This is a genomic window from Pseudomonadota bacterium, from assembly GCA_026388275.1.
Taxonomy (GTDB): Bacteria; Desulfobacterota; Syntrophorhabdia; order Syntrophorhabdales; family Syntrophorhabdaceae; genus JAPLKB01.
Genome location: JAPLKB010000024.1, coordinates 25962 through 32324 on the forward strand (window position 1 = coordinate 25962; position 6363 = coordinate 32324).

Annotated in this window: 6 protein-coding genes; all 6 read left to right on the top strand. The window is 43.8% G+C overall.

Annotation, left to right across the window (positions count from 1 at the left end; all coding sequences use genetic code 11):
- The first annotated feature begins 42 nt into the window (after positions 1-42).
- On the top strand, positions 43-1950 hold the full coding sequence (locus NT010_06790; protein MCX5805758.1) for a penicillin-insensitive murein endopeptidase: 1908 nt from the start codon (positions 43-45) through the stop codon (positions 1948-1950).
- A gap of 9 nt (positions 1951-1959) precedes the next feature.
- Positions 1960-2550: a hypothetical protein gene (locus NT010_06795; GenBank protein MCX5805759.1), complete on the top strand. Its 591-nt coding sequence runs from the start codon at positions 1960-1962 to the stop codon at positions 2548-2550.
- Between the two features lie 236 nt (positions 2551-2786).
- Positions 2787-3392: a YD repeat-containing protein gene (locus NT010_06800; protein ID MCX5805760.1), complete on the top strand. Its 606-nt coding sequence runs from the start codon at positions 2787-2789 to the stop codon at positions 3390-3392.
- Positions 3374-4375, top strand: coding sequence for a cell wall hydrolase (locus NT010_06805; GenBank protein MCX5805761.1), 1002 nt, complete (start codon positions 3374-3376; stop codon positions 4373-4375). The genes NT010_06800 and NT010_06805 overlap by 19 nt, the downstream gene beginning before the upstream one ends.
- A gap of 27 nt (positions 4376-4402) precedes the next feature.
- On the top strand, positions 4403-5194 hold the full coding sequence (locus tag NT010_06810) for a hypothetical protein (protein MCX5805762.1): 792 nt from the start codon (positions 4403-4405) through the stop codon (positions 5192-5194).
- A gap of 197 nt (positions 5195-5391) precedes the next feature.
- A partial coding sequence (locus NT010_06815; protein ID MCX5805763.1) for a hypothetical protein occupies positions 5392-6363 on the top strand: 972 nt, incomplete at its 3' end.

The window sequence follows — 6363 nt, forward strand, 5'->3', positions numbered from 1 at the left end:
GCAGCTGCACGGGGTGAAAGACTTACAAGTGAGAGGGGGGTTATGTCCTTCTTAACGACAGTTGGAAGGCCCAGTTATATAGTTATGGATGTCCCGAAAATCATATACACCTATGATGCCAACCACCGCCTCGAATCCGTTGCTGACAGCCGCGGCAGCAAGACCCTCTTTTACAGCTACAGCCCCGGCGGACTCCTCAACCGTATGTCTGATTCTGACGGCAACCGTACCGATTATAAATACGATCCTGTAGGAAGGCTCTCCGGCATCTATGCTCCTAATAATGACTATGTTGCTTTCCGCTATGACGACGGAGGCAGGCTCGCCGAGAAGTGGTTATCTAATGGTGTCAATACCCAATATACCTATAATCCTGACAACAGCCTTGCCAAGGTAGTCAACCTTACATCATCTTCATCCGTTATCAGCCAGCACGACTACACCTACGACCCTTTCGGCAACCGTCAGACCCATACGGAACAAATAGGTTCGACAAACACTCCTTATAAGTACATTTATGATGCACTTAACCGCCTAACCGAAGTGTGGAACAACTCGAACAATACCCTCAAGGAACGCTATGGTTATGATCCTCTTGGCAACAGGAAAACAAAGACCGACGGAACCAATATTGTCTATTACGTCTATGATGCAGCAAATCAATTGAATTCAATAAGACAGGGCAGTGAAAACGGCGCTGTTGTTGTGAACCTTCACTATGATTACAACGGTAACATGGATCAGAAGACAGAAGATGAAGGAACAACCGTAACGGATATTACATATGATGCCTTAAACCGCCTTACACAGGTAAACAAGACCGGCCAATCAACTCAAACATATGCCTACGATGACCAGGGCCGCAGGATCAGCAAGACAGTCGGTGCGTCAACAACGAACTTCCTTTATAACGGCCCTGACATTATCGCTGAATACACGAACTGGACAACCGCTGCTGCTCAGTATACCCACGGCCCCAACATGGATGATCCGATCATCAGAACCGCCGGTACAGCAAAGCAATACTACCATCAGGACGGGTTAGGAAGTGTGGTTGCCGTCTCTGACCAGACAGGGGCAACAACAGGCACCCAGCGCTTTGATGCATGGGGGAATAAGATCGCCGGCAGCGGAACAATCCCTCAATACGGCTACACCGGAAGGGAACCGGATGAGACAGGACTGATCTACTACCGGGCAAGGTATTACGATCCGACCATAGGAAGATTTACACAGAGAGACCCTATAGGCATGAATGGTGGAATTAATCCCTATGCCTATGTAAATGCCAATCCGGTGAACTTCACTGATCCGATGGGGTTGATGGCAGAGAGCTGGCAGATAAATAATAACACACAGAATACGAACTATTACAACAATACGAGCAGTGATACAAAAAGTTTTGGCAATATGGTTGCGGATGCATTGAAGGCTGGTTTGGAAAGTGATTCGTCAACACCTGAATGGTACGATCCTTCCATGATGTTGGCAGGAGGCAAGGGCACACCTGCTAAGGGGAAAATAGCTTTTAAAGAATTACCAGTTTCTGGATATGGATTTTACACCTATGGAAGGGAGGATGGTCATTTCGGACAGGAGAAAACTATTGAATCTATAAAGAATATTGGTGAATCATGGAGCAACATATGTCCCGAATATCAACGTATTGGGGTAGGTAATATAAGTTTAGAAAGTGGCGGTAAATTCCTACCACATTCATCACATCAAAACGGCCAGGATGTCGATGTTCGACCAATGAGAAATGATTGGGTAGAATCAAACGTATCTTATAAGTCACCATATTATAGTCAGGAATTGACACAAGGATTGGTAAACATTCTATTAAAGAATCCAAATATTGACAAAATACTGTTCAATGATCCAGGCATAAAAGGTGTTCAGCCTTACAAGGGTCACGATAACCACCTGCATATTCATTTTAAAAAATGAGGAGAAGTTATGAAAAATACGTTAATAATAATGTTATTGTTATACGCTGTAACAGTTAATGCCGAACAAATAAAACCTTATCCTGTTGCTTTGAAGTTATTTGCTAATCATCAAGTAGAAATTCATGACAAACGAGGCAGTTATCTTAAAATTGTTCCACCTATTATAGAGTATCGAGAATTGACAAAATGGGACCCTTCAGAAATATCGACATCACCAGATAAATTTGATGCAATAGCAATATTTTCTTGCCCGGAAAATTTCGTGAAAGAGGATATATTTGTTAATTTTGAAATATCCGCAAAAGTTGGGAAACTTAAAGTCGATAAACAATACGGAGTCACTGATTTAGAATATGGAATAAAAACTGCAAGATGGCGAAAACATGAAATTACAAAAACTATTGTTGCAAGTAACTTATCTCAAAAAACAGCACAAGCTATAAAGTTAAGCGATATAAATATTAAAGCCATTCAAGAAAAATACTATCAGCATGATGAATGGCCTTACCAAATCAAGGTAACAGTATGGTTATCATGTACTAAATGTGATGTAAAAGACCGTATAGAAACAATATTAGATATGATGCCTGGAGATTAAGCTACCTCATCTTAATTTCCATAGCAAATTGAGATGAACAGGAAAGAGAGCAAAGAAGTCACCCACTGACACAGAACAAATTAGGAGAACTTAGGGAACGTTCCTTAAAAAGAAAGAAACGAATTGAATAGAGGACCTATATAACTTTGATAACTAACTTATTACTGTTTTTTAGTGTGTAATGGAATGCGGGGAACATTTTTATAGAATTCAATTAGTGGAGAAGACCAGGAGCAATGAAAATATTTCAAACTGAGATGAATTGCCCTGCATTTTCATGCAGGGTGAACCGTTATGATGGATTGTGCGAAGACAAGGTGCTGCCGCCCGGAGGTGTGCCCCTGCGGTACATTGAGGACAGTGCAGTACCGCAGTCGACAAAACAAGGCGCAAAATATCCCTCTGCGGGGCACAGGCGCGTCCAGCCGCTCTTAATAAAGCCCGGGATATACATCTATGATGCACTTAATCGCCTAACCGAGGTACGCAACAACTCAAATAATACCCTCATAGAAGGCTATAGTTATGATCCGCTTGGTAACAGGAAAACAAAGACCGACGGAACCAATATTGTATATTACGTCTATGATGCAGCAAATCAATTAACTCAGATCACAGGAAATGAAAACGCAACCCTCCTCTACGATGACAACGGGAATATGTACAGGAAGACCCAGGGACCTACACCTATGATCATGAAGGCCGCAGGATCAGCAAGACCGTCGGTGCGTCAACAACGAACTTCCTCTACAACGGCCCCGACATCGTATCAGAATACACTAACTGGACAACCGCTGCAGCTCAGTATACACATGGTCCCAACATGGATGATCCGATCATAAGAACCGCCGGAACAACAAAACAATACTACCATCAGGATGGGTTAGGAAGTGTGGTAGCAGTCTCTGATCAGACAGGGGCTACAACCGGTACCCAGCGCTTCGATGCATGGGGGAACAAACAATCATCGGGATCAACGGGGACGGTCCCTCAATACGGCTACACCGGAAGAGAACCGGATGAGACAGGACTTGTTTACTACCGGGCAAGGTATTACGATCCGACTATAGGAAGGTTCACACAGAGAGACCCTATAGGTATGAATGGTGGAATTAATCCATACGCCTACGTAAATGCCAATCCGGTAAACTTTACCGATCCGATGGGGCTTAAACTGAGGGAAATAGGCCAGATGAATTATGACACACAGATCACAAACTATTTTAATACGAGCAATGATACGACACAAGGGCAGGGGTTGAGTGCAGGGAGTCAGGGGCTCAGTCAGGTGGCGGCATCGAATGAAACCACCGATGAAGCGCAAAAAGTTGTAGCTCAAGGGGGATGGCCATGGGCGGCTATCTCTCTTGCGTCAACAAGCGATTCCCCAGCATCTATAAACAGGCTGAATGCGATATTTTGGCTTGCTAAAATCATCTATGCCGAAAGTAGATCGGATTGGAGAGTACCAGGAGCGTTAGAGGCTACGGCTTGGACGGTTCGCAATCGTGTTGAAACAGAAGGCTTTCCATGGACCTATTACGAAGTAATTACAGCTCCCGATCAATTTTCATCGGTAACCAGTACGAAAAATACTGGATGGGGAGATTTTGTTAATACTAATCTCTCTAAAGAAAAAGCCGCTGTGCGCGATAGGTGCTTTGAGGTAGCTAAAGGAGTGTACGATGGATCGACAGCGGATCCCACCAAAGCTGTTACAGGAGGTGCACTGTTCTTCCATGCGGTTGACCCCTCTTATCAGCCACTACCTGGAGAAATCAGATTTGGTGGTCAAGTCTATTATAGGAATTATAAAAAATGGTAAACAGTGAAAGTAGTATAGGAGGAACCTATGACTAAAGTAATTATAAAAATTTTAGTATTATTTTGTTTGTTTACCTGTATCCCAGGCTATACCCTTTGTACTGACAGCGACGAGCAGGTGAAATTTACAAAAGAGGCGCTTATAAGGTGGCTTTGTTGGGACAAGTATTGGGGGTGGGGACCTTATGAACAGGGCATAACTGTTCCTATTGAGATTAAAATAGATAAAGAAAGCTTTTATGTTTGGATCAACGATCTATTGACGAAACCTGACTTTCACGTTGCAGGCTTTTATACGGGGAGAATAAAAGATGGCCAGGGGGCAGTGATGAGTTGTGAGGGGTACTCAATACCGTATAACATCAAGCCCGATAAGAAACGATACTTCGAGACTGGCCAAGTGATCAAGGACAACATTACAATACCGAAAGATTGTTCCCCTTGCTATGATCCTCCAAGTCCCCAAAAGGAATTGATGTTTCGCATGTTAGTCAAAACAATGAAGAATGAACTCAGTCAGTTGGCACGAATGGGTTTGTCAGAATCACCCAAAAAAATATTTTTAACAATAGCCAATTTTAACATCGATTATCCTTCCACTTATGTTCTTGCCGAGCCATTGGGGGCAATCTACCGTGTAGTTTTCCATAGCACTATGAATGTTCAAGAATATGATGATAACTTTTTTGAGAAATTGGGAGGATACCCTATAGGTGAGATGTATGATCCTTCTCATGATCTTATTGCAAAAATCCGTAAGCACGGTATAACAAGAGAGATTATCCTCGACGGCCATGATCGTGAATTCACCGATCGTTGAAATACTGGGGGGATTTAGGGGATGCTCTTAAAAAATGATCCCTGAGAAGTAAGTGCCATTCCTGAAATAATGACAGCTGGCACAAATATTTTATGTTGTGTTTACAGGATATTAGATACAGTATTCTGTAACTATTTGCTTAAAAGTGAGTTACTTCTCAGGGAATAATTTTTCAATTAATTAGGAAGAAAGGATCAATGAGGATGTTTCAGACTGAGATGAATTGCCCTGCATTTTCATGCAGGGTGAACCGTTATGATGGATTGCGCGAAGACAAGGCGCTGCCGCCCGGAGGTGTACCCCTGCGGTGCATCGAGTACTGTGCGGTGCCGCAGTCGACAAAGCAAGGCGCAAAATACCCCTCGTCGGGGCACAGGCGCATCCAGCCATTAATACACAAAACAACTTATACCTGGGGTTACGGCCACCAACTCCTTACCCGGACAAATCCGGCAGGTAATGTGACTTATACAAGAAATCCTCTCGGCCAGCCGACACAAGTTGTCAACTCCGCCCCCTCAATGATCTATGCCTACGCCTATGATGCCAACCACCGCCTCGAATCCGTTGCTGACAGCCGCGGCAGCAAGACCCTCTCTTACAGCTACAGCCCCGGCGGACTCCTCAACCGTATGTCGGATTCTGACGGCAACCGTACTGATTATAAATACGATCCTGTAGGAAGGCTCTCCGGCATCTATGCTCCTAATAATGACTATGTTGCTTTCCGCTATGATGACGGAGGCAGGCTCGCCGAGAAGTGGTTATCTAATGGTGTCAATACCCAATATACCTATAATCCTGACAACAGCCTTGCCAGGGTAGTCAACCTTACATCATCTTCATCCGTTATCAGCCAGCACGACTACACCTACGACCCCTTCGGCAACCGTCAGACCCATACGGAACAAATAGGTTCGACAAACACTCCTTATAAGTACATTTATGATGCACTTAACCGCCTAACCGAAGTGTGGAACAACTCGAACAATACCCTCAAGGAACGCTATAGTTATGATCCGCTTGGCAACAGGAAAACAAAGACCGACGGAACCAATATTGTATATTACGTCTATGATGCAGCAAATCAATTAACTCAGATCACAGGAAATGAAAACGCAACCCTCCTCTACGATGACAACGGGAATATGTACAGGAAGACCCAGGGA